The 26,040-nt window shown below is 59.8% G+C and carries 24 protein-coding genes and 1 tRNA gene; 13 read left to right on the top strand and 12 right to left on the bottom strand.

All coding sequences use genetic code 11. From position 1 onward, the window contains the following. The first annotated feature begins 31 nt into the window (after positions 1-31). Positions 32-790 (top strand): DNA methyltransferase, encoded by a 759-nt coding sequence (locus ASD07_RS30365; RefSeq protein WP_082507493.1) that lies wholly within the window; start codon positions 32-34, stop codon positions 788-790. On the opposite strand, the gene ASD07_RS31070 is transcribed toward ASD07_RS30365, so the two are convergent. The 4 genes from ASD07_RS31070 to ASD07_RS21590 form a co-directional block, all read right to left on the bottom strand. After that, entirely contained in the window at positions 738-1,670 is a 933-nt protein-coding gene (locus tag ASD07_RS31070) for a hypothetical protein (RefSeq protein ID WP_055935008.1), read from the bottom strand. The genes ASD07_RS30365 and ASD07_RS31070 overlap by 53 nt on opposite strands. A gap of 367 nt (positions 1,671-2,037) precedes the next feature. Next, on the bottom strand, positions 2,038-2,997 hold the full coding sequence (locus ASD07_RS21595) for a DUF932 domain-containing protein (protein ID WP_055935005.1): 960 nt from the start codon (positions 2,995-2,997) through the stop codon (positions 2,038-2,040). A gap of 527 nt (positions 2,998-3,524) precedes the next feature. Further along, positions 3,525-3,722, bottom strand: a complete 198-nt coding sequence (locus ASD07_RS31065; RefSeq protein WP_156398124.1) for a hypothetical protein — start codon at positions 3,720-3,722, stop codon at positions 3,525-3,527. A gap of 664 nt (positions 3,723-4,386) precedes the next feature. After that, positions 4,387-4,476 (bottom strand) — tRNA-Ser (locus ASD07_RS21590). Positions 4,477-4,602: 126 nt separating this feature from the next. Between ASD07_RS21590 and ASD07_RS21585 the strand changes: the two genes are divergently transcribed. Further along, complete coding sequence (locus ASD07_RS21585; RefSeq protein ID WP_055935002.1) at positions 4,603-5,688, top strand: M23 family metallopeptidase; 1,086 nt, start codon at positions 4,603-4,605, stop codon at positions 5,686-5,688. Positions 5,689-5,691: 3 nt separating this feature from the next. Here ASD07_RS21585 and ASD07_RS21580 read toward each other — a convergent pair whose 3' ends face one another. Both ASD07_RS21580 and ASD07_RS21575 read right to left on the bottom strand, forming a co-directional pair. Further along, positions 5,692-6,723, bottom strand: coding sequence for a LacI family DNA-binding transcriptional regulator (locus ASD07_RS21580; RefSeq protein ID WP_055934999.1), 1,032 nt, complete (start codon positions 6,721-6,723; stop codon positions 5,692-5,694). 53 nt (positions 6,724-6,776) lie between these two features. Further along, positions 6,777-8,339 (bottom strand): tryptophan halogenase family protein, encoded by a 1,563-nt coding sequence (locus ASD07_RS21575; RefSeq protein WP_055934996.1) that lies wholly within the window; start codon positions 8,337-8,339, stop codon positions 6,777-6,779. Between the two features lie 110 nt (positions 8,340-8,449). Between ASD07_RS21575 and ASD07_RS21570 the strand changes: the two genes are divergently transcribed. The 3 genes from ASD07_RS21570 to ASD07_RS21560 all read left to right on the top strand — a co-directional run bounded on the left by ASD07_RS21570 (position 8,450) and on the right by ASD07_RS21560 (position 13,478). After that, positions 8,450-10,810, top strand: coding sequence for a TonB-dependent receptor (locus ASD07_RS21570; protein WP_055934993.1), 2,361 nt, complete (start codon positions 8,450-8,452; stop codon positions 10,808-10,810). A 71-nt stretch (positions 10,811-10,881) separates the two neighbouring features. Then, positions 10,882-12,183 (top strand): GH1 family beta-glucosidase, encoded by a 1,302-nt coding sequence (locus ASD07_RS21565; RefSeq protein WP_055934990.1) that lies wholly within the window; start codon positions 10,882-10,884, stop codon positions 12,181-12,183. After that, a complete protein-coding gene (locus tag ASD07_RS21560) occupies positions 12,180-13,478 on the top strand; it encodes an MFS transporter (RefSeq protein ID WP_055934987.1) in 1,299 nt (432 codons plus the stop codon). Before ASD07_RS21565 ends, ASD07_RS21560 begins: the two co-directional genes overlap by 4 nt. Here ASD07_RS21560 and ASD07_RS21555 read toward each other — a convergent pair. Continuing rightward, on the bottom strand, positions 13,454-14,284 hold the full coding sequence (locus tag ASD07_RS21555; RefSeq protein WP_055934984.1) for an alpha/beta fold hydrolase: 831 nt from the start codon (positions 14,282-14,284) through the stop codon (positions 13,454-13,456). The two genes, ASD07_RS21560 and ASD07_RS21555, sit on opposite strands and share 25 nt — an antisense overlap. Before the next feature lie 150 nt (positions 14,285-14,434). On the opposite strand from ASD07_RS21555, the gene ASD07_RS21550 reads away from it, so the two are divergent. The 3 genes from ASD07_RS21550 to ASD07_RS21540 all read left to right on the top strand — a co-directional run bounded on the left by ASD07_RS21550 (position 14,435) and on the right by ASD07_RS21540 (position 16,743). Next, a complete protein-coding gene (locus tag ASD07_RS21550) occupies positions 14,435-15,331 on the top strand; it encodes a ribose-phosphate pyrophosphokinase (RefSeq protein WP_055934981.1) in 897 nt (298 codons plus the stop codon). A 54-nt stretch (positions 15,332-15,385) separates the two neighbouring features. Further along, complete coding sequence (locus ASD07_RS21545; protein WP_055934978.1) at positions 15,386-16,069, top strand: hypothetical protein; 684 nt, start codon at positions 15,386-15,388, stop codon at positions 16,067-16,069. Between the two features lie 113 nt (positions 16,070-16,182). Continuing rightward, positions 16,183-16,743 carry a hypothetical protein gene (locus tag ASD07_RS21540; RefSeq protein ID WP_055934975.1) on the top strand — a complete coding sequence of 187 codons (561 nt, stop codon included), beginning with the start codon at positions 16,183-16,185 and terminating at the stop codon, positions 16,741-16,743. Here ASD07_RS21540 and ASD07_RS21535 read toward each other — a convergent pair. Then, entirely contained in the window at positions 16,740-17,756 is a 1,017-nt protein-coding gene (locus ASD07_RS21535) for a zinc-binding alcohol dehydrogenase family protein (RefSeq protein WP_055934972.1), read from the bottom strand. The two genes, ASD07_RS21540 and ASD07_RS21535, sit on opposite strands and share 4 nt — an antisense overlap. Before the next feature lie 102 nt (positions 17,757-17,858). Here ASD07_RS21535 and ASD07_RS21530 point away from each other — a divergent pair, with 102 nt between their 5' ends. Further along, positions 17,859-18,761 carry a LysR family transcriptional regulator gene (locus ASD07_RS21530; protein WP_055935395.1) on the top strand — a complete coding sequence of 301 codons (903 nt, stop codon included), beginning with the start codon at positions 17,859-17,861 and terminating at the stop codon, positions 18,759-18,761. Here the strand turns inward: ASD07_RS21530 and ASD07_RS21525 are convergent. After that, positions 18,758-18,982 carry a hypothetical protein gene (locus ASD07_RS21525; RefSeq protein ID WP_055934969.1) on the bottom strand — a complete coding sequence of 75 codons (225 nt, stop codon included), beginning with the start codon at positions 18,980-18,982 and terminating at the stop codon, positions 18,758-18,760. The genes ASD07_RS21530 and ASD07_RS21525 overlap by 4 nt on opposite strands. Before the next feature lie 110 nt (positions 18,983-19,092). Here ASD07_RS21525 and ASD07_RS21520 point away from each other — a divergent pair, with 110 nt between their 5' ends. The 3 genes from ASD07_RS21520 to ASD07_RS21510 are packed head-to-tail and all read left to right on the top strand — an operon-like array spanning position 19,093 to position 21,463. Next, a complete protein-coding gene (locus ASD07_RS21520; protein ID WP_082507490.1) occupies positions 19,093-19,755 on the top strand; it encodes a phosphatase PAP2 family protein in 663 nt (220 codons plus the stop codon). 5 nt (positions 19,756-19,760) lie between these two features. Further along, the gene (locus tag ASD07_RS21515; RefSeq protein ID WP_055934961.1) at positions 19,761-20,654 is read left to right on the top strand and encodes a diacylglycerol kinase family protein; all 894 of its coding nucleotides are present in this window, start codon (positions 19,761-19,763) and stop codon (positions 20,652-20,654) included. After that, positions 20,654-21,463 carry a metallophosphoesterase gene (locus tag ASD07_RS21510; protein WP_055934957.1) on the top strand — a complete coding sequence of 270 codons (810 nt, stop codon included), beginning with the start codon at positions 20,654-20,656 and terminating at the stop codon, positions 21,461-21,463. Before ASD07_RS21515 ends, ASD07_RS21510 begins: the two co-directional genes overlap by 1 nt. Here ASD07_RS21510 and ASD07_RS21505 read toward each other — a convergent pair. The 3 genes from ASD07_RS21505 to ASD07_RS21495 form a co-directional block, all read right to left on the bottom strand. After that, positions 21,460-21,975 carry a hypothetical protein gene (locus ASD07_RS21505; RefSeq protein ID WP_055934954.1) on the bottom strand — a complete coding sequence of 172 codons (516 nt, stop codon included), beginning with the start codon at positions 21,973-21,975 and terminating at the stop codon, positions 21,460-21,462. The two genes, ASD07_RS21510 and ASD07_RS21505, sit on opposite strands and share 4 nt — an antisense overlap. 53 nt (positions 21,976-22,028) lie before the next feature. After that, positions 22,029-23,504, bottom strand: a complete 1,476-nt coding sequence (locus tag ASD07_RS31860) for a phosphatidylserine/phosphatidylglycerophosphate/cardiolipin synthase family protein (RefSeq protein WP_229207241.1) — start codon at positions 23,502-23,504, stop codon at positions 22,029-22,031. An 82-nt stretch (positions 23,505-23,586) separates the two neighbouring features. Further along, entirely contained in the window at positions 23,587-24,864 is a 1,278-nt protein-coding gene (locus tag ASD07_RS21495) for an acetyl-CoA hydrolase/transferase family protein (protein WP_055934948.1), read from the bottom strand. Positions 24,865-24,935: 71 nt separating this feature from the next. Here ASD07_RS21495 and ASD07_RS21490 point away from each other — a divergent pair, with 71 nt between their 5' ends. Then, a complete protein-coding gene (locus tag ASD07_RS21490) occupies positions 24,936-26,021 on the top strand; it encodes a porin (RefSeq protein ID WP_055934945.1) in 1,086 nt (361 codons plus the stop codon). Positions 26,022-26,040: the final 19 nt, after the last annotated feature.

Raw genomic sequence — 26,040 nt, 5'->3', positions numbered from 1 at the left:
GGAATCCGCGTAGGCTTGGTAAACTTCGTCCATGATAACTGAAACCTACGGACTGCCGGTCATCACCCCTGGCAAAGCCACGCCCACCAAGGCGAAAAAGACTGAGCGCGTTGCGAGTGGCGTCGCAACAAATGAGCTCATCCACTCCGCGTACATGTGCAACAATGATGAGTTGTTCCCCCACATCGTACAGCTGTATGTGCCACAAGGCGCACGTGTGGCAGACGTTACATACGGAACCGGCGTGTTCTGGCGTAACGTTCCACGCGACCATTGTGAACTGGTCCCATCAGACGTTGCGTCAGGCACAGATTGCCGCGCACTTCCATATGAAGATTCATCGTTTGATGGCGTCGTTCTTGATCCACCTTACATGCACACTCCCGGAGGAACTGCACACCAAGGCCATCAGAATTTTGAGGCCTATTATCGTAACAATGGGGGAGAGGCTGCAGGTGGTAAAAAATACCATGAAGCCGTATTGGACCTTTATTTTCAAGCCGGCAAGGAAGCTTGGCGTGTATTAAAAGACAATGGCGTTTTCATAGTTAAATGTCAGGATGAGGTATGCGCCAATAAGCAGAGGCTCACTCACGTAGAGTTAATCAACGAATATGCTTCTTATGGTTTTGTGTGCGAGGATCTTTTCGTTATCGTTCGAAAAGGAAAGCCAGGGGTATCGAGAATGATAAAGCAGGTACATGCGAGGAAGAATCATAGTTACTTCCTCGTATTTATCAAACCCCGACCAAAGCGTCAGACTCGAAAAAAAACTCCGCAAATGGTTTAACTGCAATTGGAGGTAGCTTGGTATTCAGATCCATGTAAGGCTGTGGAAGGTCCAAGTAGTAGATCCTGGATAATTGTGAAATATGCCCCTGATAAATTTGCCATTGTTCAGGTAGGCATATTTCAACCACTTCCATTTTTTTCTTATCAAGCTTTGTTTCAGTAAGAATTACAGGCGTACCCAGGTAGCGGCCTTGGCCTAGCGTGCCATCTATGACTCGCTGATGAGCCCAAACTTGTATAACTCGCTCACGTGTAGACGTCTTAACCGGCACGTGAAGATTCCGCAAGCCCAATCCAGGCTCGAAGATGAAGTCTGTGGGCAGTGAAATATTGACGCCTCGACTACTTATCTCTACACGACGGACGGGGTTCACCCGTAGACGCCGTGAAATCAAATACGCGACAAAGTACTCAAAAAACGTTCCCGGAGTTTTTTTATCTCCTGTTTTTTGAATATCGATAGCGCAACAGAATGCCATTGCCATCGAGTAGAGTGTTTTCTGGAGTAAATTAGAGTCCCAGGTACGCAAAGAAACACTGAGCTCTTCATGGGTTTGCGAGTTCTCAAGTGAGTCAAACAACGCCAGAACTGGCGCAAGATCGTCAGAGAACAGATCTTGGTTAACCGGACGACTGAGAAATGTTTCGCTAGCAGTACGGCGCTCGAATGCGAAATACCTTTTGCCCGCCACTTTCGAAACACACTCCAGTCGCTCCGCTAACGAAATCTCCGTCATCGCAAATTTTATGGCAGCCGCAAGGAGCGGAGCTTGGTTTGAATGTAAGAAGTCGATTTCTTCTGCCGTTGTCGTATCGTCATCATCCTCACTAACGGCACGGATTTGTAGGGACTTTTGAAGTGCTTTGTAGGCCTCCATCGCATTGGTAGGGAGGGGAGCCGCTTTTCGCGCTCGTGGTTTTGAGATTGGCATCTAGACTAGGATTGGTTTTTGTACATCAGCATTCTACTCCACAGATTTCCATCAGGAAGCAGAAATCAACCCTGTTTGCCGTTCATTCGCATCTTTGGGAGCGGCGATTCGTCGAATTAAGCGATAATTTTTGGTACACAGCTAGCCACACGAAGAGATGGCTATTCTCAGAAGTCCCTTTAGATGAGCCACCCTTTTGACACTCTCAACTTTCTGCATCGATGTAGCAGGGACGCTATTAGTAGTACCAAGCTAAGGCATCGCTAGAATCCCGGCCGATGTCGGCCGGGTCCATGGTGCAAATGCCGAGAGGTTAGACAATCATTATCAGCGCTTGCTCAAGTGCCTTCTCCTTCACTGACAACCCCTGTCCGAACCACGCGGAATCCAGACGGTGATCAGCACTACGCGCACGCCGCTCATGATCAACAAACTCCGTCACGGCGTTGAGCAAGCCGAAAGCCGTTCCCTTTGACGAAGCCAGTTCAGCTCCCCGACCATGTCCATCAAACAACGCCATCACCTTCGCCATGGTCCGGTCGCTCGCACCGCCGCTGTCGGCTTTGCGTTCGTCAGCAAAGACCCGCGAAAGGTAAATCATCGCCTCATGCGTTTTCACTTTCCGCTCGCTCAGCCCCTTCATCTGGTACATGAAGGAACTCCAAGTGGAAACCGAAATGCCAAGCTGGCGCTTGACGGATTGTGCATCGAACGACGTGCTATGCCGAACCTTTACGGCACCGTTGCTGGCACCCAGGGCCACCGCCAGCGTGTTGTTGCAGACGACGCGAATGCTCGTAAACTGCGCCGTCGTCGCCAGTGTGCCATCGCATGCCGTGGCGAGAAGGACGTAGGCATTGCTTACGTCATCCCCCTTGAGCGTTGACGACTGCCCTGTGCGTGCCAGTGCCCAGATTTTCCGCCCGCCCTTCAAGACACCAGCGGTTTCAAGCTCAAAGCCGGAAACTTCTGTAAGGTCGCGGTAGAACTCCAGTATTTCGTTGGGCTGCACGACCTTGAAGCGCTGGCTGACGACAGACAGCGGCTCATTGGTATCGGAGCGAAACAGGACTTTGTTTTCAGGGAACGATGCAGTAGCGCCAGGGCCGCCAGCATGCCCCGTCGAGAAGCATACAGGCGTTTCGCGAATCTGCCAGTCCATGCCAGCCTGCTTTGCCCATACTTCAATCGGCTGGCGCGCAGTGAGTTGATTTCCAAGCCCATGCCAGGGCGTCTCGTTGACGTAAGCCATGGTTTCGATGAGGTGTGACATACAGCGATTCCTTTCTTTACTTTGGTAGGGACGTGCACAGGCCGTCGATCCACATCGGGATCGAAAGGCTGCGCGTCAGGGAAGGTGCTACTGAGGAAGAGCACAGCAGCCCGAAGGCCGCTGTGCGATTGGGGATACGTTAGCGTGGCGCGGTAGCTACCACGTCCATATTTCCGACGCGGGAGTTGGCTCTAGAACTTCGGTGCTGGCCTTACCAAAGCTGAATTCGCAGCTCAGGCACAGGAAATTATTGAGAACGTTTTCGTCAATAATCTCGCCCAGCGCAGCACCAGCGGAGCCACCGGCAGCACCGCACACAAGCGCGCCGACAACAGCACCCGCTAAGCCACCCAAAGCGACTCCTGGCGGCCCTGCAACGGCCCCCAGTGCAGCGCCCAGCTCCGCGCCACTTGCTGCGCCTAGCCAGCCACGAACCGCGCCAGCAATCGTGCCGATTGAACAGGTGACCATTCTTGCGTAGTCTTTAGTGACGATTTGGTCAGATTCACATCGAGGGCAACGAGGCGTCATTTTTCGATGCTCCTTTGTTCCATCTGTACGGCTGACAGGCTACGTTCAGCATTGGCCCGCTTGTAGTAGTCACGTACAGCGTTACGCCGCACACGCTCCATGTAACCGATAAAGCTGGCCGTCGATATGACGCCTGCTGCAAAGACGATGACAAATGCAGTGAGATGCTCCAGGGGTGATGGGAATGGTCGCATGATGAATCCTTTACAACTGATGATTGAGATGAACCGGACAACTTCGTCCACAGAAACGCAAAGAGGGCATACACCCCGCAGCCAGCTTGGCTGCGGGGTGTATGCCCTCAATGGGTGAGATTGCCTTGCTAAGCCAGGCCGGTCACGCCGACCGACAGTGCATTAACTTGCCGTTCTCCTTTCAACAATATATTCCTGAAATTTTCTAGGCCAATACGGGTGTCAATCGACGGCAATGCGCCACCGATCTTCGACCCAATGACGCCACACCACGTTGACCCGGCAATTCGCTGGCGCTAGTGGGGGCATGACGGGCACCAGCATTAGCCGATGGCTAACTTTTGCCGTCGGACGCTCTGCTGTAGACGATTCTGTCGATTCACGTTTATATGAACGAGAAAGGCATAGTGTTATTATTTCGACATTTCGATAAATGTCGAAATGACTAGTAAGAAAAACGAGATGGTAAAAACTTTGAAAGCTACTGGGGGGGGGATTTTCAACAGACGGGACGTTACCGTCAGTCGATACTGAGCAAAGATCGACTAAAACAACAAGGATAGTTGAAACGAATCAACCAAACCATAATTTGATAGTCAGTTTGATGGTTAATCGTATTGAAAAACAAAAATACCAACAAAATCAATAACTTAACACCACTAGGTGGCGGAAGCGGTGAGATTCGAACTCACGAACGGGATTAACCGTCGGCAGTTTTCAAGACTGCTGCCTTCAACCACTCGGCCACGCTTCCAGAGGGCTGGATTATACATTCCCCACGCCAATCACGCCAAGAATCGTGCAGTTCGTCGCAAAGTCCCGCATTTGCTGCCTGCTGCCGGGTAAAGTCGCCTCACTATTAAAACCTTTGGGGGACTGAATGAAATTGCATAACATCGCCTTCGCGGCAATGGCCCTGGCAACGGGCATGGCCTGGGCTGATCCGATCAATGTGAGCGTGGCTCCGGCCAAGCCGCTGATTGAGCAGGGTAAGGGCCAGCAACTGCTGAACATCGACTTCCTGGTCAAAAATGATAGCCAGGATAAGGTAGAACTGAGTGAAGTCGAAGTTTCCGTGCTGGGCGATGCTGGCAAGCTGGTGGCGCAATACCGTGTAGGCGCCAATGGCCGCAGTGTACTCGTGGTGCCAAACCGCTTTATCGAGCCGGGCAAGTCGGAGCTGGTTTTCAATCCGCTGTTTGCATTCCCTCGGGAGCTGGATATCTCCCGCCTGCGCTATACCTTCAAGTTCGACGTGGGCGATGACACCAAATACACCGTTGAAGTCCCGGTTGCGCCAATCTCCTACAAGCCGAAAGCGCAGCTGCAGCTGCCAGTTGCCGGACCGGTGCTGGTGCACGACGGCCATGATTTCTACGGGCACCACCGCCGCCTGCCTTTGCTTGATCCGATGGCGCAAGCACTGAATTGGAAGCGCAACTTTATGCGCTACAGCTATGACTTCGTCGCCACCGACGACCAGGGCCGCATGTTCAAGGGCGACGGCTCGCGCAATGAAGACTGGTATGGCTGGGGGAAACCCATCCTGGCACCAGCTGGCGGTAAAGTGGTTCGTGCAGTTGCCACGATTCCGGACAATTCCAAGGGCAAAGGGCCTTCGTTTGGAAAAGAGCAGTTCATCGCCGACCCGAGCATCATGTGGGGCAACCATGTGGAAATCGACCATGGCAACGGTGAAATCAGTCTGCTGGCCCACATGAAGCAGGGCAGCGTGACGGTCAAGGTGGGCGATACCGTGAAGGCTGCGCAGAAGGTCGGCGAAATGGGCTTTTCCGGTGATGCCTTCCTGGTGCACCTGCATTATGACCTGAAGAATGCGCCGGGTTTCGATGCCGACGCGCTGCCTTCGCCATTCAATAACTTCGAGCGTCTGACTGGCAAGAGCTGGCTCAAGGTCAAGCAAGGGCAGGTCGATAGCGGCGACGTGGTGCGCCGCCGTCCGTAATCACTAGCGGATGCGCCGTGTCGTTTCGCGCACCACCAACTCCACCGGCGGGATCGTGCCTTCCACTTCTTCGCCGTTGATCAATCCGAGCATGGACTGTACGGCCGTCTGGCCGATCACGTACAGCGGCTGGCGGACGGTGGTCAGCGGCGGGGTGGTGTAGGAGGAGCCGGGCAGGTCATCGAAGCCGACCAGCGAAACGTCGTCCGGTACGCGGATGCCTTTGCGGTACAGGAAAAGGCGCGCGCCGTAGGCCGTCTGGTCATTGACCGCAAAGACCGCAGTGAAGGGATGCTGGCTGTCGTACAGGCGATTCATTGCCATCAGGCCGCCGGCTTCCTGCAGGTTGCCTTCCGCGACCAGCGCCGGATCAAAGGGGATATCGGCTTCTTTCAGTGCGCGCTTGTAGCCCGCCAGGCGCTCCACCGAGTCGCGGTTTTCAACCGGGCCTGCCAGGTGGGCGATGCGGCGGTGACCCATTTCGATCAGGTGGCGCACGGCCAGCCAGGCGCCGTGTTCATTATCGAGCGCGAAGCCGATGGCGCGGTTGGTGCGCAGCACGCGGCCCAGCGAAACGACGGGGCGCTGGGCCGCGAAACCCAGCACTGCTGCATCGGTCATGCGGCCTGTCAGGAGGATGATGCCGTCCACTTTGCGCGCCAACAGCAGGCGGATGCGCTCCGCTTCTTCGTCGGCATTCCAGTGGCCGCTGACGATCACCGATGCGTAGCCGGTGCCTTTCAGCCCATCGTCCACACCATGCAGGATCTCGTCGAAGAAGGGCGAGGCGATATCCTGCACCACAATCCCGATCGTCATCGTGCGACCGTGCTTCAGGCTTTGCGCCATCTGGTTGGGGGCGAAATTCAACTCGCTGATCGCGGCCTGCACGGCTTGCCGTTTGTCGTCAGCCACCCTGGCGGTGCCGTTCAAAATGCGCGATACGGTGCTGGGGGAAACTCCCGCGCGGCGGGCGACGTCGGTTAGCGTGGCTGGCGATGGGGTGTTGGCGTGGTCGTTCAAGGGGTTTCTCATTATGAAATGCTTTTCAAGCGGAGATTACCATAGAACTTGGCAGCAGCAAGCGCTCAGCGGTTCACTGTTGCACGAATTGCATGAAAGTCGTTTCTGAAAGCGTTTTCATGCCGGCATAGCTGGCTTACAAAGGCACGGTGGTCGGGCAAATCCGCCACCGCACGGGCTGAAACTTCGGCGATATTGGCGAATTCCTGCCGCGCTGCGTCGGCCATCAGTTCGAGTCCGGGAATGGGCGGCATCGCTTTGGGGAAGTCCATCCCATACAAGATGTACTGCCAGCTGGAGGGCGGGTACATTTCGAAATCAGTCAGGAAATCCATGCGCTGTGGTGGACGGCAGCGCCACATGGCGAGTTTGTCGCGCAGGCTGTCGGTCCAGGTGGCGGGGTCGCAATTGTCGATCCAGAACTGCTCACGGCGCTGGCTCAGGCAGTAGTGCAGTTTGATGAAGTCGACGATGCGGGCATAGCGTTCGCTCATGAACTGGTTGAAGTGGCGCGCCAGCGGGGCCATTTCACCGTTATGCGGGAACAGTGCGCCCAGCATTTGGACCGCCGTTTCCACCAAGCCGATGCCGGACGCCTCCAGTGGTTCGAGGAAGCCGCCCGCAAGGCCGATTGCCACGCAGTTCTTGATCCAATGCTGTTCGCGATAACCGACCTGCATGGGGATCTTGCGCACGTTCAGGCCATTGGAAGCGGGGCCGGCGTAGGCGCGCAGCACTTGTTCGGCGCGTTGGTCGCTGGTGTGGCGGCTCGAATAAACGTAGCCGATGCCGCGCCGTTCCTGCAGGCCGATGTCCCAGGTCCATCCGGCTTCGTGCGCGGTGGAGATGGTGGCGGAGGCGATTGGCGTGTCGGGCGCAGGGTGGGGCACTTGCACGGCCAGCGCTGTATCGCAGAACAGTACGTCGCTCACGCTGTGGAATCGCGAGCCAAGCGCGCCGCCGATCAGCAGGGCGCGGAAACCGGAGCAGTCGATGTACAGGTCGGCCGTGAGTGCGCCGTGCTCGCGGGTTTGGATGCTGGCGATGGCGCCTTCGAGGTCGAGTTGTACGCCTTCGACATGGTCCTGTATATGGCGCACGCCAGATTTGCGGGCGTGTTTGGACAGCAGTGCAGCAAAGCGGGCGGCGTCGAAGTGGTAGGCATAATTCAACGGGCCGTTGTAGTCGCTGTCGCCGGGGCGTTTCGGAGCCCGTTGCGCATCCACCACGCGCTTTTGCATGGTGACTGCTTCGGCGAACGGCGTGTCGCCGGTCAGGCCTTGCAGCCAGTAGGGCAGCAGTTCCGGTGCGCCAGGGCGTTGGCTCGGCATCGAGAACGGATGGAAGTAGTGGTCGGCGCCATACAGCCAGTTCTGGAAGGTGATGCCTTGCTTGAAGGTTGCGCTCGATTCGCGCACGAATTCGGCTTCGGGAATGCCGAGCGCCGCCAGCGTGGCGCGCAGGGACGGGAAGCTGCCTTCTCCTACGCCGATGGCACCGATTTCAGGTGCTTCCACCAGCGTGATTTCCTTGCTGTCGCCGAACATCTTGGCCAGGTAAGCGGCGCACAGCCATCCTGCGCTGCCGCCGCCAACGATGAGTATGCGCCGTGTTGGAATCGGTACCATTTTTGTCGTCTCCTTAAAAAAATTGTTGACTTCTTATTTTTTAAAAATGTACCATGAAAACGTTTTCAAGCAATAAGAAATCGTTTTCACAACAACAACCCGGAGACAACATGAAGTTTTCTGCAATCCAGATCGGGGTGCTGGCCCTGGTCGCGTCCGCCAATAGTGCTACCGCGCAGCAAGCCCCTGCCGCGCCTGCCGCCAACACCGAATCCACCGTCGTGCCGGAAGTGCTGATCACGGCGACCAAACGCACCACTTCGCTGCAAAAGACCCCGGTGGCCGTTACCGCGCTGGATGCCGCGGCGCTTGAAGATGCACACGTGCAAACCATCCAGGACGTGACCAACCTGGTGCCAAGCTTCCAGGCCACCGGCCAGGGCGATCACGGCGTCATCACCATGACCATGCGCGGTATCGGTAACGACTCTGCCAAGACCGAATATGCTGATCCGGAAGTAGCCTTCTTCGTGGACGGCATCTACTCGCCGCGTCCGGAAGGCGCCACCGCGCTGCTGTTCGACGTGGAAGCGATTGAAGTCCTGCGCGGCCCGCAAGGCACGCTGTGGGGCCGCAACTCCACCGTCGGCGCGGTCAATATGCAGACCGTCAAGCCAAAACTGAAAGAATTCTCGGGCAGCGTTTCCGGTGGTATCGGCGATTACGCCCGCCTCGGCGCCCGCGCGGCCCTGAACGTGCCGACCGGCGACAACTCCGCCCTGCGTGTGGCCGTCATCCACGAGCAGCACGACGGATATGTGAAGTACCAGACTTTCCCGAACCTCTCGCTCGCTTCCCAGCAGGCGGCCTTCCTGGCCGGCGGCGGCGATCCTGCCAAGTTCCAGCCGATTAACCCGAACCAGTACGTCGTCAACGGACCGCGCTACAACGCGCAGAACCAGAGCGGTGTGCGCGTGAGCTGGCTGTACCAGCCGACCGATCGCCTGAAGTGGAATATCTCCTATGAGCGCTTCCAGGACCGCGGCACCCCGAACATGAACCTGATGCAGACGCCGCGCGCCGGCCAGGACGAGTGGTCGGCCCTGATCGACACCGCGCCATTCCTGCACCGTAATGTGAACACCTTCCGCAGCCGCCTGGAATACGCTGTGAGCCCGGACATGTCGCTGAGCTATATTGCAGGCCATTCGAAGTTCTCCGGCTCGTCCACCTATGACCAGGACGGCGGACGCGTGCTGCCAACCAGCTTCACCACCGGCGGCGACTACCAGGCCAACAACACCGTCTGGTCGAAATACAGCAGCAACAGCCATGAACTGCAACTGCAATCGGTCGGCCAGAAAGAAGTGGATTGGCAGCTGGGCGCGTATTACGCGGCGGAAGACAATGGCATCCGCTTCGACATCCCGATCATGCACGGCACCCAGCAGGGCAGCGTGGCATGGCAAGGTTCCTTCATCCAGCCGAAAGAAACGGTGGATTCGCGCGCAGTATTCGGCCAGGCCACCTGGAACGTCGGCAGTATGCATTTGACCGGCGGTCTGCGTTATACCTCGGACAAGCGCACCAATGAAGGCGGTAACGGCTATACATGGAACAGCGATCCAGCGGCGCCGCAGGTTCCACTGAGCCCGAGCATCGATCCGACCAAGCCGGGCCAGGGTTACAACCCGAGCGTGCCATCCAACGATGGCCGCTACAAAGGCAGCAAGACCACCGGTCTGGCGCGCCTGAGCTACGACATCGACAAGAACCACATGCTGTACGCCAGCGTCGCTACCGGCTACAAGGCCGGCGGCCTGCAGGACGGCGGCCGTACCTACGATCCGGAGACCCTGACCAACTACGAGATCGGCAGCAAGAGCTCCTTCCTGGGCGGCGCACTGCGCATCAACAATGCGCTGTACTACGAGGACTTCAAGGACTTCCAGTTCAGCTCTCCGGTCACCAATCCGGACGGGTCGCATACCTTCGTCACCAGCAATGTGGACGGCGCCAAGGTGTGGGGCTTCGAGTCGGAAATCCAGGCCAAGCTGTCGCCGGACGACAAGCTGGCGCTGGCGCTGGCTTACACCCATACCAAGCTGGGTTTCCTGATCGCCGGTTCCAACGACTATTCGCTGCCGTTCTGCCCGGACCTGAACTCGAACTGCCTGAACGTCACCGGCAACATCATGCCGCACGCGCCAAAGTTCTCGGCCCACCTGAACTACCAGCACACCTTCCGCCTGGCGAACGGCGACACGCTGGTCCCGCGCGTCTCGGCGCACTACGAAACCAAGTCCGAGCTGTCGATCTTCAATATGGGTCCGGAAGACCAGCAAGCTGCTTACACCAAGTTTGACCTCGGCCTGCGCTACCAGGGACCGAAGCAGTTCTGGGTGGATGCCTTCGTACGTAACGTTGGCGACAAACGCATCAAGACCAGCGCCATGAACGGCGCCAACGTGTGGGTGGCTCAGTACCTGCCTCCACGCACCATCGGTGTTAACGCGGGCATCGACTTCTAAGCCCGTCGCAACGCGGCCTGCCTCGTCCCCCGGGGCAGGCCATCCCTAAGCTTTTACCTGCGAAATCAAGAATGAAAGACACACGCCTGCCGCCCGAATTTCTCTGGGGCGTAGCCACCAGCGCCTTCCAGATCGAGGGCGCCAACCAGGAGGACGGCAAAGGCCTCTCTATCTGGGACGTTTTCTGCAATACGCCCGGCAAGATCAAGGATGGCAGCGACGGCAGCGTCGCCTGCGATCACTACCATCGCTATCGCGAGGACGTCGACATCATCGACTCCCTCGGCGTCGATGCCTACCGCTTCTCCATCGCCTGGTCGCGCGTGCAGCCGGATGGCAAGGGCGCCTGGAATGAAGCCGGCTTCGCCTTCTACGACCGCCTGATCACTGCCTTGCAGGAAAAAGGCAAGCAGGCCTACGTCACGCTGTACCACTGGGATCTGCCGCAGGCCCTGCAGGAAGAGGGCGGCTGGCTGAATCGTGCCACCTGCGAATATTTCGCCGAATACGCGGCTGAAGTGGCGCGCCGCTTCGGTAATCGCGTGGCCAGCATCGCGACGCATAACGAGCCATGGTGCACCGCTAACCTTGGCTACGGCAACGGCCAGTTTGCGCCGGGCGTACGCGACGCCAAGGCCGCCGTCCAGGTTTCGCACCACCTGCTGCTGTCGCACGGCCTGGCAATGAGCGCCATGCGCGCCGTCGGTTCGACGGCGAAGCTGGGCATTGTGCTGAACCAGTGGACCGCCGACCCGGCCACCGATAGCGATGCTGACCGCGCGCTGGCCGAGGTGGAATACGCACGTTCGGTACAATGGTTCATGGACCCAATTTTCAAAGGCCGCTATCCGGAACTGGCGCTGCGCCACCACGGCGCCAATGCCCCGCAAATCGAGGCGGGAGACATGGCCGCCATCCACCAGGCGATCGACTTCCTTGGCGTGAACTACTACTTCCGCGCTTTCTGCAGCGCCGAAGATCCGCCGCGCACGCCGCCGCTGGAAAACGGCCGCACCGAAATGGGCTGGGAAATTTATCCGCAGGGGTTGACCGAATTGCTGCTCAAGCTGAAGGGCGAGTATGAGCTGCCGCCGATCTACATCACCGAGAACGGCATGGCCAGCAGCACGCCGGACCACGACGAGGAGCGAATTTCCTTCATCTCGCGCCACCTCGATGCATTGGCCAGCGCCATGGAGCAAGGCGTCGATGTGCAAGGCTACTTCATGTGGAGCCTGCTCGATAACTTCGAATGGGATTCCGGCTACGCCAAGCGCTTCGGCATCGTCCATGTCGATTACGCCACGCAAAAGCGCACGCTGAAGGACAGCGCGCATTGGTACCGCGAGTTGGTCAAGGTGCAGCGCTCATGAACCGCTCGCCGCTGCAGTGGGTGCCCACCGGCTACTTCGCAATGGCGATGGGCTATATGATGCTGACCAGCGTCACGTCCATCATGTTCAAGAACCTGGGCATGGACAATGGCCGCGCGGCGCAGTATTCGAGCATGCTGATCCTGGCCTACACCATCAAGCCCTTGTTCGCTCCGGTGGTGGAAATGTACCGCACCAAGAAGTTCTTCGTGCTGGTCACCCAGTTGCTGCTTGGCCTGGGCTTCGGCGCAGTGGCCCTGGTGATGGGCATGCCGGGCTCGATGGCGTTGATGATGGCGCTGTTCTGGATCATGTCCTTCATCGGGGCCACCATGGACATCGCCAGCGACGGCGTCTACGTCACCTCGCTCAGTTCGCGCAGCCAGTCGCTGTACTGCGGCGTGCAAAGCCTGAGCTGGAACATTGGTCCGGTGGTGGCTTCCGGCGTGCTGGTCTACCTGAGCGGCCGCCTGCATTCCGACTATGGCATGGACTGGCTTGGCGCCTGGCGCATTGTCTTCGTTGCCGTGGCGATCCTGCTGCTGGCGATTACGGCCTGGCACTGGCGCGCGATGCCGGATGGCGCGCGTGCGGCCGATACACCGGAAAACCTGGCGCAAGCGGGCTTCATCCTGCGCGACGCCTTCAAGACCTTCTTTGAAAAGCGCGGCGTGTGGACCATGGTGGCCTTCGCACTGCTGTATCGCGTGTCGATTGGCCTGCTGGAAAAGATCGGTCCCTTCTTCATGGTGGACCCGGTCGAGAAGGGCGGGCTTGGCATGTCGAACGAACTGCTCGGCATCGTCTATGGCACATACGGCCTGCTGGCTGTACTGGCAGGTTCCCTGATCGGCGGCTGGTACGTGGCAAAGCGCGGACTGAAACCGGTGCTGTTCACGCTGTGCTGCGTGCTGAACATCCCGATCGCCACCTTCCTGCTGATGGCGATCTTCCAGCCATCGAACCTGTGGGTGATCGGCGCCGGCGTGGTGGTGGAGAAGTTCTCCTTCGGCTTCGGTTCTGTGGGCTTCATGATCTACCTGATGCAACAGCTCGCCCCCGGCAAATACACCACCACCCACTACGCCTTCGGCACCGGCTTGATGGGGATGTGCGGCATGTTGACCGGCATGGTCAGCGGCCACCTGCAGGAGGCCATGGGCTATGTCAGCTATTTCTGGCTGGTGATGGCGGCGACTGTGCCATCCTTCGTTGTGACCTGGTACGCGCCTTTCCATCATGAAGAAGCGCGTACCACGGCTGAACCGGATCAGGTGCAGCGCAAGGCCGGCTGACGCTTGCTGTCGCGGGCGCTGATCACGTCGTGGATAGCGTTGACCACCACTTCGGGATTAGCCTGCTGCATCTGGTGATCGGAATCCACGATCACCTTGCAGGATTTCGGGTACATGTTCTTGACCATGGTGCGGGTCTGCTCGTCCTCATTGACAGTGCCCAGGTCGACCGCTACCGCGCCGGCTGACTTGGGCACGTTGAACAGGCGCACGATCGGGATCTCGTCGTTCCACGGCATCGCCAGCACGGCCTGGCCGGTGCTGTGGATCTGGTCGACTTCCGCTTCCATCGCCGAATTCAGGAACAGGTACTTGGCCATACGCGTCATGAAAGGAAAGTCCTCCGGCTTTTTGATGATGCCGGGGTAGACCGCGTCGACCAGCACCACGCCCTGGACTTCCTGCGGATAGGCGCGCGCATACAACTGCATGTACAGGCCGCCGAGGGAATGGCCAACCAGGACATAGGGCGGCTGCAAGCCTTGCTGCTGCAACAGCTGGCGTAGTTCTTCAACCACGGTTTTGCCGTTGCGCGGCGTGGATGGTTTGTCGCTCTTGCCGTAGCCCGGGCGGTTGTAGGCGAACACGGTCGCCTCTTTGGCCACTTCCAGGATCACCTTGTCCCATTTGTCGAGGGTGATGCGCGAACCATTTTCGAAGACCACGGTGGCCGGGGCGCCGGGCTTGGTGATCTTCAGGACCTCAATCTTATGGCCGGAAAAATCCTGCAGCACGGCTTCGCTATGCGCTTGGGCGCTTGCCAGCGCCAGTGCCAGCGCAGGCAGGGTGCAACGGTTCAAAGGCATGCATGTCTCCAGTTTGATAACGGGGACGATTCTGGCTGCTACCACCATTAGCCGCCCAAAGATTGCGACAGGTTGTCAAAAATGATGCTTGAATTGCGCAAATCCCGGACCGGGAGCTAGAATAAAAGTCACTACTTTGAGGAGATCGCCATGACGCCTATCCTGTTCGCCCTGCCCGGCAATGAAGCAATGACAGAGCAATTGTCGGCATTGACAGGCTGGGAGCAGGGGCGCTTGCAAGTACGGCGCTTCCCGGACGGCGAATCCTACGTGCGCTACCACTCGGAAGTGAAAGGGCGCCAGGTAGTCCTGGTCTGCACCCTTGACCGGCCTGACGACCGTTTCATGCCGCTGTACTTTGCCGCCAGCATCGCGCGCGACCTGGGCGCCGCCAGCGTCGGCCTGGCGGCCCCTTACCTGGCTTATATGCGGCACGATGCCATCTTCAATCCGGGTGAAGGCATTACCTCGGCCCATTTCGCGCGGCTGCTGTCTGGCGTGTTCCACTGGATGGTGACCATCGACCCCCATTTGCACCGCCACCACGACCTGGCCGAAATCTATACCATCCCAACGCGCGTGGTGCGCGCCGCTCCGGCCATATCGCAATGGATCGCGGCCAATGTGCCCCAGCCGCTGGTGATCGGGCCGGATGCCGAGAGCGAGCAATGGGCCTCCGAGGTGGCTCGCGGCGCCGGCTGCCCTTGCATCGTGCTGGAAAAAGTGCGCCGCGGCGACCACGATGTGGAAGTCTCGGTGCCGGACACCGGACGCTGGCAGCACCACACTCCCGTCATCGTTGACGATATCGCATCCACCGCCCGCACCATGATTGCCGCTGTCGGCCATGTACGCCGGGCCGGCCTGCCGCCGCCCGTTTGCGTCGCGGTCCACCCGCTGTTCGCCGCAACTGCCTTCGAAGACCTGCAAGCCGCCGGCGTGGCGCGCACCGCGAGCTGCGACACTGTGCCGCACAGCAGCAACGCGATTGCTGTCGCATCCTTGCTGGTCCCGGCGTTGGCAGACATGACACGCGGCGCAGCCTAGGCTATATTCCTGCCTATGTGGAATTGGATTCGAAATTGGTATCGCAAGCTGCGCATGCCCGCGGCTTACCGCGCTTACGAGCGCAGGCTGCGTGCCGCCCATGAGGAGGAGGCGCGCAAGAAGTTTTCGACCGTGCGCTTCGAGGCGCGCCTGCTGGCCGCCAACAAGGCAATGGAGGAGCGTGCCCAGCGCCGCTTTGACATGCCGATCGCCAAGCTGCAGCTCGAGGTGGTGACACTGGAGAAGCAGCTCGAGTCCTGCCTTACCCAATTAGGCAATTTCGAACGCCCATTCCGCGATGAATACCAGGTGCTGGAAGCGGAAATGGCCCTGCTGGGCGAGCGCCGCCGCAGCGCCTATGCGGCCAAGGACACCCAGGCCATCGATGAAGTCAACGCGGAAATCGCCGAACTGCAAAAGCGCACCCATGCCGTGCGCGGCGACCTGGCGGTGCAGACCGACCTGCGCGACCAGGGCCTGACGCCGGAAAAGCTGCGCCGCACCGTGCAGCGTTGCGAAGGGCGTTTGCAAACCATCCAGGACGAGCAGGAGCGTATCCAGCGCGAACGCGCCACTTACATGAATCACTCGACCGATCGCGCCGAAATTGATTCGCTCGAGCGCGAGATGCTGGCGCTGGAACGCAAGCACGTCCAGTTCCTGCGCGACTTCGACTCCCCAGCCGAGCGCCGCCGCCGCGAACGGGCCCACGAGCAAACCTGGCTCAACGGCGCTTAATCGCTGCACCTTTAATCTGCATCAACCCTGGGCACGGTCGCTCCGGCGCAGCGCTGCCTATACTTGGCTTGTCGCGCCATGCCTTCGCACGGCGGATCGTCGGGAGGACGGCCATGCGCAACCAATCCCTTGGCAGCAATATCGGTGCAATCCTGCGCCGCTGCAAAAAAATGGAAACGAATTTGCGGCGTGCGGGCATGCCGGCCTTCCTGGCCTGCCTGCCGCTGGCGCTGCTGGCCTGCCAGTACGCCTTGATCCTGCGCCAGAAAAATATCAACATCAGCCGCATCATTGGGCGCATCCAGCGCTGGAAAAGCACGGTCTCGGAATTGTCGGCCCATGATTGTGCTCGCACCGAGTTTATCGACCTCGACCGTAAAATGCGCGCCGACATCGAAGGCGCCTGCGATTCGATGCGCACGCTCTGTGACCTGTGCGCGGAAATATGCGACATGTTCAGCGCGGTGGGCTACGAGTCGCCCATGCTTAAACGCGGCCGCGATCGCTTCGACGCAACGGTCGAAGACGCATGCAGCGTTTCGCAATCCTTGATCGACCTGGTCGACACGCACGATCGCCGCGCACTGGCGATTCGCCAGCAGCAGCATGCGATCGAATTGGCGGGTGAGGCAAGCGCGGCGGCACACGCTGTGCGCACCGCAGCCGAAGCTTAGAAGCCTTCCAATACAATCTTGCCGCGTGCGCGATTGCTTTCGAGCAGGGCGTGCGCGCGTTTCAGATTAGCCGCATTGATGGCGCCGAAACGCTCACCCAGTGTGGTTTTCAGCACACCGCTATCCACCAGGCGCGACACGTCGTTCAGCAGGGCGTGCTGTTGCGCCATGTCGTCAGTTTCGAACATCGAGCGCGTGAACATGAATTCCCAATGCAGAGACACGCTTTTGCGTTTCAGCAGGCGCACGTCGATATGGGCCGGATCGTCGATCAGGGCCAGTTTGCCTTGCGGCGCCACCAGCTCGGCCAGCGCACTGAAATGGTGTTCGCTTTCGTTCAGGCTGGCGATGTAATTGACGGGCGGCAGGCCCAGGCGACGGATTTCTTCATCCAGTGGCTTGCTGTGGTCGATGACGTGGTGCGCGCCCAGCGACTCGACCCATTCAGCAGTTTCAGGGCGCGAGGCCGTGCCGATCACGGTCAGTCCCGTCAGTTGACGCGCCAGCTGGATGAGGATGGAACCGACGCCGCCCGCGGCGCCTGTTACCAGCAGGGATTTGCCGGCTTCGCGCGCCTTGTCGCGGCTGGCGCCCAGGCGGTCGAACAGCAATTCCCAGGCCGTGATGGCAGTCAGGGGCAGGGCGGCCGCTTCGGCGAAACTGAGCCTGGATGGCTTATGGCCGACAATGCGTTCGTCGACCAGGTGCAGTTCGGCATTGGTGCCAGGACGGCCAAGGGCGCCGGCATACCAGACCTCATCGCCCGGCTTGAACAGGCTGGTTTCGGGACCGACCGCACGCACGATGCCGGTGGCATCCCAGCCCAGCACCTTGCTTTCGCCTTCGGCAGGGCCGACATTGAGGCGGATTTTGGTGTCGACCGGATTGACGGACACAGCCTTGATCTCGACCAGCAGGTCGCGGCCGCTGGCAACCGGTGCAGGCAGTTCGATATCGATCAGCGCATCGGCGTGGTCGATCGGCAGGGAGGCGCGGTAGGCAACAGCTTTCATGGTGACGTCTTTCGTAAGAAGTGGTGATGTCGGTATCTTCGAACATCACAGCTTCAAGAAAAAGACTAAAATTATGGAAACACTTTCAAAGGAATGCTGAAAATGTTGCGCCTGGATGACCTGGAAGTCTTCGTCAATACGGCCGATCGTGGCAGCCTGTCGGCGGCAGCACGTTCGCTGGACATATCGCCGGCCCTGGCCAGTGCGGCCCTGAAGCGGCTGGAAGACGGATTGCAATTGCGCCTGTTTGCCCGCACCACCCGTTCGCTGCGCCTGACGGCGGAAGGCGAGCATTACCTGCGCCATGCACGTGAAGCGGTGCGTCAATTGCGCGAAGGGCATGAGGCGATCAGGCAGGGCCAGCAGGAACTGGCTGGCCTGCTGAAGATTTCGATGCCATCGGACGTGGGCCGCAATGTGCTGTTGCCATGGCTGGACGGGTTCCAGGCCGAGTATCCGGCCATCAGCCTGCAGCTGTTTGTCAGCGACCGGGTCGCGGACATGTATCGCCAGCCAGTGGACCTGGCCCTGCGTTATGGCAAGCTCGATGATTCCAGCCTGGTGGCCATGCCCATTGCACCCGGCAACCGGCGTGCGCTGGTGGCATCGCCGGAATACCTGCGCCGGAACGGTTCGCCGTCCAACCTGGACGAGCTGGCACAGCACAACTGCTTGCGCTTCGCCCTGGATGACATGCTGTATGACCGCTGGGCTTTCCCCGCCCAGGGCAAAGTGGTGCAGGTCAGGGGCAATCGCAGCAGCGATGATGCCGACCTGGTGCGCCGCTGGGCGGTAGCGGGATTGGGTATTGCCTACAAATCACGGCTGGACGTGACCGCCGACCTTGAAGCCGGTCGCTTGCGTTTGCTGCTACCAGATGTAATGGGTGAAGAGGTGCCATTACAGCTGGTTTGCATGCACCGCTCGCAGGTCACGCCCGTCGTGATTCGTTTGCGCGACTACTTGCGCGCTCGGTATGAACAGCTATGCGAGACTGAAGCTTAGTGGGCCTTGGAGAAGATCAGCAGCCAGCGGCTGAACAGCAGAACTTCCAGGTGGCCAGGCTGAACGCCGGTGTCGCACTCGATGATCGGGTTCACAGCGTAGAAGCGCTTGCGGAAGTCACGGCACACCAGCACTTCGCGTTTGCCGAAGCGAACCAGGAAAGACATAGGGGCATATTCCAGGCCAAAGCGGGAGCCGAAGGTGCTGTGCATAGTGGTCATGACGAATTCCTTGTGCTGTGATGTGTGTTTAACGAGTGATTAGAATAGCACAAATACTGTATGAATCAACAGTACTGGATGAAAAATCAGGTTTTTTTATTAAGCGTTGTATGAGAGATACGATCCGACTTCCTTTGCACCTTGTGGCCGGGCTGGCCCCGCTGATCGTGGCCTCTGCCGTGTTCCACGCCATTGCCGGGGCCGCGGTGGGGCCGGGGGCGCGCCTGGCTGCCTTCGATATCAGTGTCTCGCAATGGCTGCACGCCCGCGCCACTGAACCCTGGACGACGCTGATGCTGGCAGTCAGCCACCTGCACAGCGTGGCGGGCATTGCTTTCCTGACCCTGCTGTTTGCCTGGCACCTCTGGCGGCGGCAGGCGCATTACTGGCTGCTGGCCGTGCTGTTATCCGTGCCACCGGGCATGGTGCTGAATGTGCTGCTCAAGCACAGCTACCAGCGCGTGCGCCCCAGCTTTGAGGCGCCGCTGCTGACGTTGCCGACCTACAGCTTCCCCAGCGGCCATACGTTGGCAGCGACCGTGTTCTATGGCGCGCTGGCTTGCTACCTGTGGACGCATGCGCGCAGCGGCGCCCAGCGGGCCGCGCTGGCCGTTGGCGCGTTGCTGATGATTGCGCTGGTGGCGTTCAGCCGCGTCTATCTTGGCGTGCATTACCTGACCGATGTCCTGGCGGCGGTGGCTGAAGGACTGGGCTGGCTGGCGATCTGCGTGACGGCGGTATCCAGCCTGCGCCGGCACCGGGAGCGCCTGTGAGCCGCATGGCTGTGATCATCAACGCCGGCGCCGGCCTGGGATATGGCCAGGCATGGCGCGAGTCGCTGGCCGCACGGCTTGCCAGCCATGGGCTGGATGCCGACATTACCCTGGCGGCGGACGTCAATCACCTGATGGAGGCGGCACGCGCAGCACTGGCTGCCGGCGCGCCGATCGTAGTGGCAGGCGGCGGCGACGGCACCATCAACGCCGTTGCCTCGGTGGTGCTGGATAGCGGCGCCGTATTCGGCGTGCTTCCCATGGGGACGCTGAACCACTTTGCGCGCGACCTGCGCATCCCGCCCCAGCTGGACGCGGCAGTTGCCACGCTGGCGGCTGGCCATGTGGCGCGCGTGGACGTAGGGGAGGTGAATGGCCGCATCTTCCTGAATAACTCCAGCCTCGGGCTGTATCCGGATATCGTGCGCGATCGCCAGCGGCAGCAGCGCCGCCTCGGCCGGGGCAAGTGGACGGCATTCGGTTGGGCGACACTGGCCGCGCTGCGGCGTTATCCTTTCCTCAGCGTGCGCCTGACTTTGGGCGAGCAAGGCCATGCGCGGCGCACGCCTTTCGTCTTCATCGGTAATAATGAATACCATATGCAGGGCTTCAATATCGGCGAGCGGGCTCGCATCGACGGCGGCATGCTGAGTGTGTATGTGGCCCAGCGGCCGACCCGCTTTGGCTTGCTGAAGCTGGCCCTGCGGGCTTTGCTCGGACGGCTGCGGCAGTCGCGCGAGTTTCACGTGTTCCAGGCCGGCGAAATGATGATCGAAACCCGCCACCGCCGCCTGCGGGTGGCGACCGACGGTGAGGTATCCGTGATGGCGCCGCCTTTGCGTTACCGGATCCGCCCGGCCGCCTTGCCGGTGATCGTGCCGCGACCTCAGGAGGATTAATGCGAACCCTGGTCCATATCTCCGATTTGCATTTCGGCCGCGTCGACAATGCGTTGTTGGCGCCCTTGCGCGAATTGATCGGTGATCTGCGGCCGGACGTGGTGGTGGTGTCCGGCGACCTGACCCAGCGCGCCCGCAGCGCCCAGTTCCGCCAGGCACGGCATTACCTCGACACCTTGCCCACGCCGCAGATCGTGGTGCCGGGCAATCACGACATTCCCCTGTACAACGTGGCGGCACGCTTCTTCCAGCCGCTGGTCAAATACCGCCGCTATATCACGCGCGACCTGGCGCCGGAGTTCGTGGACGATGAAATTGCCGTGCTGGGCTTGAACACGGCACGTTCGCTGACCTTCAAGGATGGCCGCGTCAACCGGCGCCAGGTGGAATACCTGCGGCAACGCTTCTCGCGCCTGTCGGGCAGTCTCACGCGGGTGGTGGTGACGCACCATCCCTTCGACCTGCCGCCGCATAAGGACAATGACGATATCGTGGACCGTGCGCCAATGGCGATGGAGACATTCGCGCGCTGCGGCGTGGACCTGCTGCTGGCAGGGCACCTGCATACCAGCCACAGCCACAATACTTCCGAGCGCTATGAAATAGACGGCTACGCCGCGTTGGTAGTCCAGGCTGGCACAGCGACGTCGACCCGCAGTCGCGGCGAAACAAATTCATTCAATGTGCTGCGCGTGCAGTACGACCAAATCCAGGTCGAGCGTTACGGCTGGAACCAGAGCACCGGTTTCACCCTCGCCGCCACCGACATCTTCCGCCGCCAGGGCGACATCTGGCGTCCCGCGAGCTAAAAAACACCAACAGCCTTCGCCAGCAAGGCGAGCAGGCCGCCAATCAGCGCAATCAAAAACATAACGAGCATGTAATAGATCTTGGCGAACTGGTTAAGCCACTCCTTCTGGTTCGAGTCGATCCGGTCGTAGAGTTTTTCCTGTCCAGCATCGATCTTGTCATTGAGCTTTTCCAGTCCACTATCGAACTTGTCGTTAAGCTTTTCCAGTCCGCTATCGATCTTGTCGTTAAGCTTTTCCAGTCCGCTATCGATCTTGTCGTTAAGCTTTTCCAGTCCGCTATCGATCTTGTCGTTAAGTTTTTCCAGTCCACTATCGATCTTGTCGTTAAGCTTTTCCAGCCCATCGTCGACTTTTTTGTCCAGCTTATCGAGTTTCAGGTCGAGCTTGTCGAGTTTTAGAATGACTTCTTCCACCATCACCTCCAGCCTGATTACGCGCATGGGGATACCTGCATGTTCATCGCCAGGCTGGGGCTTGTCAAGCGAGGTGGGCGGTTTGCGGTCATTCATGGTGCTTTCAGCCTGGGCCGAAAGGCACACTGCGGTTTGATGGATATCAAAAATCAGAGCCAGTAGTCCCACACGCGGGCAAGCCATTCTTTGAGGCGGTTGGAGATGGGCCGCTTGTTCCAATCCACCAGCGTCACTTCCTTGGAATTGTGCAGGTCTTCCTTGAACGCCTTCTCCATCTCGAGTCCAAACAGATCGCCCATGACGATCACGTTGACTTCGCTGTTGTGGAGGAAGCTGCGCCGGTCAAGGTTGGTGGAGCCGACGGTAGACCAGACGCCGTCGATCACCACCGTTTTGGCATGCAAGACCGACAGCTTGAGTTCATAAATCTTCACACCCGCTTCCAGCAAAGGCTGGTAGAACGCCCGCCCTGCATGGAACACCAGCCCGCTGTCCGACACGCTGGGCAGGACGAGCTGTACATCGACACCGCGCCGCGCGGCATTGGTCAGCGCCTCCATGGTCTGGTCATCCGGCACGAAATAGGCGCAGGTGATATGGATCGACTTCTTTGCCTCCTGCATCGCCAGCAGCAATGCTTTATAGATCTCAAAGCGGCCCTCGGGCCGGGAGCCCAGCACCCGCACCACCTTGTCGCCCGCCGGCGCCACTTGCGAGAAGTATTTTGCATCGCGCAGATCGTCCGCATCCTGCTCAATCCATGCCTGCACGAACAGCCACTGCATGGCCTGCACGGCCGGTCCTTCAATGCGTACATGGGTATCGCGCCAGCCGACATCATCATCGCTTGCGGGATGCGCCCTGGCGCCGCCGGACCCTGCGCCCGACCCGATGCCGGCGCCCGAGCGCGAGCCGGCGCCCGAGCCAAGTCCAGACCCGCCGCCGGGACCGCTGCCAGGGCCGCTGCCGCCAATACCGCCCCGGAATGGCGAACTCTTGGAATAGGTATCGCTGATATTGATGCCGCCAGTAAAGCCAACCTTGCCATCGACGATCAGCATCTTGCGATGGTCGCGGCTATTCAGCTTCCAACCGTTACCGCGCGCCTTGGCCGGATTGACTGGGTTGAAAGCCAGCAGCTTGATGCCGCCATCCTTCATATGGTCAAAGAATTCCTGCGGCACACCGATGGTGCCGACGCTGTCGTAGATCACGTTGACCACCACCCCTTCGCGCTGCTTCTTGATCAGCAGGTCGGCGAACTGCTTGCCCAGCTCATCCTGGTCGAAGATATAGGTCTCGAAATTGATATGATCCTTGGCTGCCGCGATGGCCTTCATCATCTCCGCCATCGTCTGCGGCCCATCGAACAGCAATTGCACCTTGTTGCCGGCGATCAGGGGCACGCCGGTCGCCGCTTCTTCAAGCGCCGCCTGGCCCTTCAAGTCCAGCGTGGATTTGGCCCATCGCTTTTTCAGCAATTGCTCGGTGGTCTGGCGTGGCAGCTTGCCTTTGGCGGTGACGATCTCCGGTACCGCGCTGGCACGCGATTTGGCCTGGTCCGAATCAACTTCGGGCAATTGTGCGCAGGCCAACAGTGTCCAGCCTGCGAGGAAAAACGCCATACAGCGACTTGCCCTCATGGATCACCTCCGAAAGCAAGTCTAAGACAGCAGCGAACGTTTGATTGTTCGCTACCGTACATAATCAGCTGTAGTTCAGCCGGGCTGCCTCGCGCCGCAATTCGGCCCGGAAGTCAGGATGGGCAATACCGATCAGCGCTTCGGCCCGCTGCCTGGCCGATTTGCCGCGCAGCTGGGCCACGCCATATTCCGTGACCACGTAATTGATGTCGTTCTTGCTGGTAGTCACATGCGTCCCGGCACAAAGCGTCGGGACGATGCGCGAGATACTGCCCTCCTTGGCGGTTGATGGCAGCACGATAAACGACTTGCCGCCGCGCGAACGGTTGGCGGCGCGCACAAAGTCGACCTGGCCGCCAGTGCCGGAATAGGGCAGGTGGGCCAGGCTTTCCGAGCCGCATTGGCCCAGCAGGTCGACCTGCAGGCTGGCATTGATCGAAACCAGCTTGTCGTTCTGCCCGGCGATGCAGGGATCATTGATAAAGCTGACCGGGTGCATTTCCAGCATCGGGTTGTGGTGCATGAAGTCGTACAGCTTGCGCGAACCCAGCGCGAACGTCGCCACCATGCGGCCCGGCATGAAGGTTTTGCGGCGATTGGTGACAGCACCGCACTCCACCAGCTTGAGGATGCCGTCGCCAATCATTTCGGTATGGATGCCCAGGTCCTGTTTGCTGGTGAGCTGCATCACCACCGCATCGGGAATGCCGCCATAGCCGATCTGCAAGGTCGAGCCGTCGTCGATCATGGGTGCGACATGCGCCGCGATCGCTTCCTGCACCGGGCCGATCTTCGGCAGGCCGACTTCGATCACCGGCTCATCGCTTTCCACCACGGCCGTGACCTGCGAAATGTGGATATGGCATTGGCCGTGCGCGAACGGCACATTGGGATTGGATTCGAGCACGATCACGCGCGCTTTCTGCAGCGCCGCCATGGTGTAGTCGGCGCCCAGGCTGAGCGCGAAGTTGCCGTGCGCATCCATTTCCGAGGCCATTGCAAACACCACATCAGCGGGCATCTGTCCCTGATCGATCAAGGATGGGATCTCCGAGAAATAGGCCGGGATGAAATCGGCCCAGCCCGCCTGTCCCGCGGTCCGCGATGCGCCGCCGAAGAATAGCGCGCAATGCCGCACATGATGCGCAGTTTCCGGATCGAAGTAGTCGTACTTGCGCATGGCGAGGATTTGCGCCACCTGCACGCCTTTGAAGCTGCGGCGCTGTGCCGACAGTTCCCGCAACAGGGCCGGCGGCTCGCCGGCGCCGGTCGGGACAATGATCATGTCGCCATCACGCACGAGGCGGACGGCGTCGGCGGCGCTGCAACGCTTGCTGGACATACTCGGTCTCCAGGGTGTTTTGTTTGTGTGCGCACAGATTGCATCACACTGCTTACCCTAAGCTGACAAGCATGAAAGCACTTGCCATCCTGCTCACAATGCCTGTACTGGCGCTGGCGCAGACCAGGGAACCGCCGGCGGCACAGGGCGTCCAGCCCTACGGCGTGGTCGACGCCGGCGTCGTGCTCGAACGCGGCTGCAAGGACAATTGCGCCAGCAGCAAAGTTTCGCCCGGCATCTCGGAAGGTTCGCGCATCGGCATCACTGGACGTGAACCGCTGGGCGGCAATGGCACCTCGGCCGTGTTCACCCTGGAAGGCGGGGTTGAAAACGACACCGGCCGCTCTGAAGAGGGCCGCCTGCTGGGGCGCCAGGCCTGGGTCGGGCTCGACGGGACTTGGGGCATGCTGACCCTGGGGCGCCAGTACAACCTGCAATATGAGGCGCTGGCCGAAGTGGCCGATCCCTTCCATGGCGGACTGGCCGGTACCGCGACCAACCTGATGGGCTTTACCACCAAGCGTTACGACAATGCCGTCAAATACCGCACGCCGTCCGGCCATCAATGGAGCGCCGGCGCCATCTACAGTTTCGGCGAGTCGGAATTCAGCACCTCGCGCAATCGGGCCTATGGCGCCACGCTGGGCTTTGCCAACGGCATGTTCAATGTCCGCATTGCCCACCAGCGCAAGCGCAACCCGATCGAGGCGGTCGGCACCACGCAGCCGGTTGACCTGTCCGCACGCAATACCCTGGTGGCAGCCAACCTGGAATTTGGCGCCATCACGGTATTCGCCGCGTATGGCATCAATCGGGGCCTCGGCAGTTCACCTTGGGACCCGGCCAACCCGTATGGCGCCCTGGCGCTGACAACGCCGTCGCTCTACAGCCACGATATGCTGGCCGGCATTTCCTATACCAGCGGCCGCGCCACTTATATGGCCTCGTTCATCCACAAGGACGACCGCAGCCCGCCGAATCACGATGCCGACCAGGCCGCACTTGGCGTGGTGTATGCGCTGTCCCGGCGCACCGCGCTGCACGCATCCTTCGCCCACATCCGCAACCGCAACGGCGCGGCTTATACCGCCGGCACTGCCAGCGAAACCGGCAAGGGCAGCCGCGCCATTACCTTCGGCCTGCGCCACGCTTTCTGATGTGCTACATTCCCAAGCT

It is taken from the genome of Duganella sp. Root336D2 (assembly GCF_001425005.1).
GTDB lineage: Bacteria > Pseudomonadota > Gammaproteobacteria > Burkholderiales > Burkholderiaceae_D > Rugamonas.
Note: the sequence above shows the minus strand (reverse complement) of the source record. Positions and strands in the feature narration are given on the sequence as shown.

Bases quoted from the DNA above. Each gene is read 5' to 3' on its own strand.
- ASD07_RS31070 (WP_055935008.1), bottom strand. From the start codon at position 1,670: ATGGAGGCCTACAAAGCACTTCAAAAGTCCCTACAAATCCGTGCCGTT.
- ASD07_RS21495 (WP_055934948.1), bottom strand. From the start codon at position 24,864: ATGTCCAGCAAGCGTTGCAGCGCCGCCGACGCCGTCCGCCTCGTGCGT.
- ASD07_RS30365 (WP_082507493.1), top strand. From the start codon at position 32: ATGATAACTGAAACCTACGGACTGCCGGTCATCACCCCTGGCAAAGCC.
- ASD07_RS21535 (WP_055934972.1), bottom strand. From the start codon at position 17,756: ATGAAAGCTGTTGCCTACCGCGCCTCCCTGCCGATCGACCACGCCGAT.
- ASD07_RS21560 (WP_055934987.1), top strand. From the start codon at position 12,180: ATGAACCGCTCGCCGCTGCAGTGGGTGCCCACCGGCTACTTCGCAATG.
- ASD07_RS21505 (WP_055934954.1), bottom strand. From the start codon at position 21,975: ATGAATGACCGCAAACCGCCCACCTCGCTTGACAAGCCCCAGCCTGGC.
- ASD07_RS21545 (WP_055934978.1), top strand. From the start codon at position 15,386: ATGCCCGCGGCTTACCGCGCTTACGAGCGCAGGCTGCGTGCCGCCCAT.
- ASD07_RS31065 (WP_156398124.1), bottom strand. From the start codon at position 3,722: ATGCGACCATTCCCATCACCCCTGGAGCATCTCACTGCATTTGTCATC.
- ASD07_RS21525 (WP_055934969.1), bottom strand. From the start codon at position 18,982: ATGACCACTATGCACAGCACCTTCGGCTCCCGCTTTGGCCTGGAATAT.
- ASD07_RS21575 (WP_055934996.1), bottom strand. From the start codon at position 8,339: ATGGTACCGATTCCAACACGGCGCATACTCATCGTTGGCGGCGGCAGC.
- ASD07_RS21530 (WP_055935395.1), top strand. From the start codon at position 17,859: ATGTTGCGCCTGGATGACCTGGAAGTCTTCGTCAATACGGCCGATCGT.
- ASD07_RS21585 (WP_055935002.1), top strand. From the start codon at position 4,603: ATGAAATTGCATAACATCGCCTTCGCGGCAATGGCCCTGGCAACGGGC.
- ASD07_RS21510 (WP_055934957.1), top strand. From the start codon at position 20,654: ATGCGAACCCTGGTCCATATCTCCGATTTGCATTTCGGCCGCGTCGAC.
- ASD07_RS21490 (WP_055934945.1), top strand. From the start codon at position 24,936: ATGAAAGCACTTGCCATCCTGCTCACAATGCCTGTACTGGCGCTGGCG.
- ASD07_RS21565 (WP_055934990.1), top strand. From the start codon at position 10,882: ATGAAAGACACACGCCTGCCGCCCGAATTTCTCTGGGGCGTAGCCACC.
- ASD07_RS21540 (WP_055934975.1), top strand. From the start codon at position 16,183: ATGCGCAACCAATCCCTTGGCAGCAATATCGGTGCAATCCTGCGCCGC.
- ASD07_RS21550 (WP_055934981.1), top strand. From the start codon at position 14,435: ATGACGCCTATCCTGTTCGCCCTGCCCGGCAATGAAGCAATGACAGAG.
- ASD07_RS21555 (WP_055934984.1), bottom strand. From the start codon at position 14,284: ATGCCTTTGAACCGTTGCACCCTGCCTGCGCTGGCACTGGCGCTGGCA.
- ASD07_RS21515 (WP_055934961.1), top strand. From the start codon at position 19,761: ATGGCTGTGATCATCAACGCCGGCGCCGGCCTGGGATATGGCCAGGCA.
- ASD07_RS21580 (WP_055934999.1), bottom strand. From the start codon at position 6,723: ATGAGAAACCCCTTGAACGACCACGCCAACACCCCATCGCCAGCCACG.
- ASD07_RS21520 (WP_082507490.1), top strand. From the start codon at position 19,093: ATGAGAGATACGATCCGACTTCCTTTGCACCTTGTGGCCGGGCTGGCC.
- ASD07_RS21570 (WP_055934993.1), top strand. From the start codon at position 8,450: ATGAAGTTTTCTGCAATCCAGATCGGGGTGCTGGCCCTGGTCGCGTCC.
- ASD07_RS31860 (WP_229207241.1), bottom strand. From the start codon at position 23,504: ATGGCGTTTTTCCTCGCAGGCTGGACACTGTTGGCCTGCGCACAATTG.
- ASD07_RS21595 (WP_055935005.1), bottom strand. From the start codon at position 2,997: ATGTCACACCTCATCGAAACCATGGCTTACGTCAACGAGACGCCCTGG.